This window comes from Variovorax sp. 01T439_2 (assembly GCF_056398445.1).
This window is the reverse complement of sequence record NZ_JBFTPJ010000529.1, coordinates 1-4147: the sequence shown is the minus strand read 5'-3', so window position 1 is coordinate 4147 and position 4147 is coordinate 1. Positions and strand designations below refer to the sequence as shown.

At 67.9% G+C, this 4147-nt stretch carries 4 protein-coding genes and 1 tRNA gene; 2 read left to right on the top strand and 3 right to left on the bottom strand.

Annotated elements, in window-relative coordinates; translation table 11 throughout:
• Positions 1–27 precede the first annotated feature (27 nt).
• Together murI and AC1DOC_RS22375 are read left to right on the top strand one after the other, a co-directional pair.
• Positions 28–837: a glutamate racemase gene (gene murI, locus AC1DOC_RS22380; protein ID WP_018907291.1), complete on the top strand. Its 810-nt coding sequence runs from the start codon at positions 28–30 to the stop codon at positions 835–837.
• 18 nt (positions 838–855) lie between these two features.
• Positions 856–1638, top strand: a complete 783-nt coding sequence (locus AC1DOC_RS22375) for a PA3715 family protein (protein WP_018907292.1) — start codon at positions 856–858, stop codon at positions 1636–1638.
• A 10-nt stretch (positions 1639–1648) separates the two neighbouring features.
• On the opposite strand, the gene AC1DOC_RS22370 is transcribed toward AC1DOC_RS22375, so the two are convergent.
• From AC1DOC_RS22370 to AC1DOC_RS22360, 3 genes are all read right to left on the bottom strand, one after another.
• Positions 1649–2950 (bottom strand): MFS transporter, encoded by a 1302-nt coding sequence (locus AC1DOC_RS22370; protein ID WP_012747624.1) that lies wholly within the window; start codon positions 2948–2950, stop codon positions 1649–1651.
• Positions 2951–3001: 51 nt separating this feature from the next.
• Positions 3002–3634, bottom strand: coding sequence for a DUF6806 family protein (locus tag AC1DOC_RS22365; RefSeq protein WP_012747623.1), 633 nt, complete (start codon positions 3632–3634; stop codon positions 3002–3004).
• 22 nt (positions 3635–3656) lie between these two features.
• Positions 3657–3748: transfer RNA gene (locus tag AC1DOC_RS22360), tRNA-Leu, on the bottom strand.
• Positions 3749–4147: the final 399 nt, after the last annotated feature.

Sequence of the window (4147 nt, the reverse complement as noted above, 5' to 3'; positions counted from 1 at the left end):
GTTCAAGACCATCATGATGGAAGAGGCTTGAACAACCCGGTCGGCGTCTTCGACAGCGGCGTCGGCGGGCTCAGCGTGCTGGCCGCGCTGCGCGCCGAGCTGCCGCACGAGCGCTTCGTGTACTTTGCCGACACCGCGTTCGCGCCCTATGGCGAGCGCGGCGATGCCTACGTGATCGAGCGCTCGCGCAAGGTGGCGGAGCAACTGATGGCCGAGCACGGCATCAAGGCGCTGGTGGTGGCCTGCAACACGGCCACCACGGCCGCGATCCACCTGCTGCGCGCCGAGCATCCGGCCTTGCCCATCGTCGGCCTGGAGCCTGCGCTCAAGCCCGCCGTGGCGACCAGCCGCACCGGCCACATCGCGGTGATGGCCACGCGCGGAACGCTGGCCAGCGCCAAATACGCGGCGCTGCGCGACTCCTTCGCAGGAACAGCCAATGTGCGTGCCGTGCCCTGCGACGGGCTCGTGAAGGCGATCGAGGGCTTCGACACCGCAGCCATCACCGAACTCTGCGCCCGCTACATGGCCGAAGCCGGCCCCTTCGGCGACGCACCCGGCCAGGTCGATACCGTCGTGCTCGGCTGCACCCACTACCCGCTCGTGAAGAACGAGCTGCAGCGCCATGCGCCGCCCGCGCTGCGCTTCATCGACACCGGCGCGCCGGTCGCGCAGCAGGCCCGGCGCGTGCTGGCTTCGCTCGGCCGCCTCGCGGACAGCGGCGAAGGCGGGCTGGTCCTGCAGGGCAGCGGCGATGCGGCCGTGCTCGAAGCCGCCGCCGCGCACTGGCTGCAACAGCCCCAAGCTGCTCCGGCTGCTGCCGCAACCGCTGCCTGAAGCCGATCCGACAACAACATGCGTCTTCGTCTTTTGCGCTGCGCCCTGCTGCTGCTCGGCCTCTCGGCAGCAGGCCTCGGCCATGCGGCCTGCGAGAGCGGCCTTGCCGAGCGCATGCATGCCAAGCTCCATCCGAACCGCCCGCTCGACGAGCGCCTGGCCGCCTGCAAGCCCTGGCCCGCCTTTCCGGGCCGCAGCATCGTGGTGCTGCCCGTGCCGCGCGAAACCAGCAGCACGGGCGCCAAGGTCTTCGACCTGGAGCTGCTGCTGATCCAGCGGCCCGACAACGGCAACACCGAGCGCGACACGGTGATCGGCCGCATCTTCCAGCCCGAGGCGCTCGACGAAGACGCCGCCACCGCCATCCAGGACATCCGCATCGACACCTCGCGCTACGTGCTGTCGTCCGACACGCGCGCCTTCGGGCTGCGCGTGCGCTACCGGGGCACGGCGCCGGGCAGCACGGTGGCCAGCGAAACCATCCGCCTCTACGTGCACCACGGCAGCAAGCTGCGCGAGGTGCTGCAGGAAGTCGAGCTCGACCACGACAGCGGCGAATGGGACAGCAGCTGCACCGGCCGCTTCGAGCAGCTTCGCACCATGCTTTCGGTCGGCAAGTCGGCGAGCAACGGCTATGCCGATCTGCAGCTGTCGCGCACGCTGGTGCAGAGCCGCGCGCAGATGCAGGAAGACCAGAGCTGCACCGAGAAGGCCATGCCCGCGCGCTTCAATACCGTGACGCTGCGCTACGACGGCGAGCGCTACCGCGTGCCCAAGTCGCTGCGCCAGCAGCCGCCCTGAGCCGGCCGGTTCAGGCGCCGCGCAGCGCGGCCGCCCTGCCGCGCGCCATGTCGATCGGCAGCAACAGCAGCAGCCCCGCAATGAACAGCGCCGCGGTCGAGAGAATCGCAATGCGCTGGTTGCCGCCCGCGGCCCAGGTGATGGCGCCGAACATCAGCGGACCGATGATGCCCGCGAGCCGCGTGGCAAAGGTCCAGAGCCCGAAGAACTCCGCAAGCTGCCGCGGCGGCGCCAGGAAGCCCGTCATCGCGCGGCCGGCCGACTGGCTCGAGCCCATCGCAAGCCCTGCAATGGCGGCAGCCCACCAGAAGGTGCCCTTGGTGGTCGCCATCGCGGCAATCACGCAGACCGCGATCCAGGCCACCAGCGTGCCGGCCAGCGAGATCTTGTGGCCGATGCGGTCCTGCACGTAGCCGAAGCCGAAGGCGCCGACAGCGGCCGCGATGTTGAGCACGAAGATCAGCACCATGGTCTCGCTCGCCACGAAGCCGATGACCTGCTCGGCATAGATGGCGGCGAGCGTGATGGCCACTGCCACGCCGCCCTGGTAGCAGACGGTGCAGACCAGCAGCTGCATGAAATCGCGGTAGGCGCGGGCCTGCCCGAAGGTGGCGCGCAATTGCTGCCATGCGCCCACTGCGCTGCCGGCCGCACGGGGCTGCGCACGCTCGGGCAGGAGCGCGAAGGTGGCGCAGGCGGCTGCGCCGTAGATGGCCGCGGTGATCAGCATCGTGACCGGGACGAAGTGCGATGCAGGCAGGCCTTTGGCCTGGGCCGACAGCACGTAGGCCAGGCACAGCCCGAGCGCCAGCATGCCGCCGACGTAGCCGAAGCTCCAGCCCCATCCGCTGACCTTGCCCATGCCCTCGGCGGTCGCGAGTTCAGGCAGGAAGGCGCCGGTCAGCGACTCGCCGTAGGAATAGAAGGTGTTGGAGACGATGATCAGCGCCATGGCAACCGCAACGCCCATGGCCCCCGAGAACCTCGGCGTGAATGCGAGCGCCGCCGTGGCAAGTACGCAGCCCAGCGTCGCCACGGCGAGCACGCGCTTCTTGGCGGCACGCCGGTCGGCCCAGGCGCCGATCGCGGGCATCGAAAGCATGACGACGGCATAGGACGCGCTGAGCGCCGCAGTCCAGGCAAATGCGGCCCACGGCGCCCCCTTGGCGATGCCGCCCACGAAGTAGGCGGCAAACACGGCCGTGATGACGACCGTGGTGTAGCCGGAATTCGCAAAGTCGTACATGGCCCAGCCGAACACCTCGCGCTTGCGCACGCCGGCGTTCAGGGCAGATGACGGAAACAGCGCCATGCGGCGACGGATGATCGACCGGGCGCCGGACGCAGCCTTGGCCCGATCGGATCAGTGCAGGTGGCGCGGGCGGCGGCCGCCGCCATGCCCACCGCCGCTGCCACTGCCGCCGGTGCCCCGCGGGCGCTTGCCGATCTCGAGCGAATTCACGAGCGCATCGAAGCGGTCGCTGAAAAGGCGGTCGATCTCGGACACCACGCCGCCGAGCTCGGCGCCATCGAAGTGGCGCTCCATCAGGTTGACGACGTCTTCCACCAGCAGGTCGCGCTGCACCTGCATGATCGCGGCCGGATTGGGGCCGACAAACAGCATCAGGAAATCGTCGCGCGACTCTTCGTCGGGGTCGCCCTCTTCCTCGTCGAAGTCGGTGTCGTAGAAGGTGACCTCGATGGCGGCGCCGCGCTCGGACAGTTCGTTCAGGGCCATGCACATCTCGTCGAGCGCCTGGCGAAAGTCTTCGTCGCCCGGCACCGTCCAGCAGATCTGGAGCATGTGGTCCTTCTGCTCGAAGCGGATGCCGGGTTCTTCTTCGTAGGTGCTGGTCGCGCCGTCGGCCAGCGACTTGGCGCCTGCGTAGGCCCACAGCGGCTTGAGCGCTTCCTGGATCTGGTCGAAGCCGACGTCGGAGCGCAAGGGCACGTCGCCGTGCACATGGATTTCAAATGGAGCGTTGTAACGAGGCATGGAGTGCTCCCTTGTCTAAATGTGGTGCCCGGAACGGGGGTCGAACCCGTATGCCCCGATTAAGGAAGCGGCGGATTTTAAGTCCGATGTGTCTACCAATTTCACCATCCGGGCCTCGGGTTGAACATCGACGATAACCCAAACGAAACGGGCCCCGGCAACGCAGGTTGGCGGGGCTGGTTTTTTCGGTGGAGGGCGGATCGAGCTTGATCAGAGAGGGAGAGGGTGGAGGCGCGACCCGGAGTCGAACCGGGCTAGACGGATTTGCAATCGGAACTAGCCCAATGAAATCAACGGGTTGGCGAGGCGCTACCCAATCCACACACTCTGCTCCGCTTTCAACCTCGCTTGGGCATCACCGTTGCAAGCCTCGATTATCTCCTACYTCCTCAAGCCCTTTTGCCGGCTCTACACCACTGCCGTCAGCGCCTGAATCGCTCTGCGGGAATCGCGCCCTTGCGCTTCACCTTGACCCAGTCGCTCGAGCGGACACCGGGCTGGTAGACGCYGTCC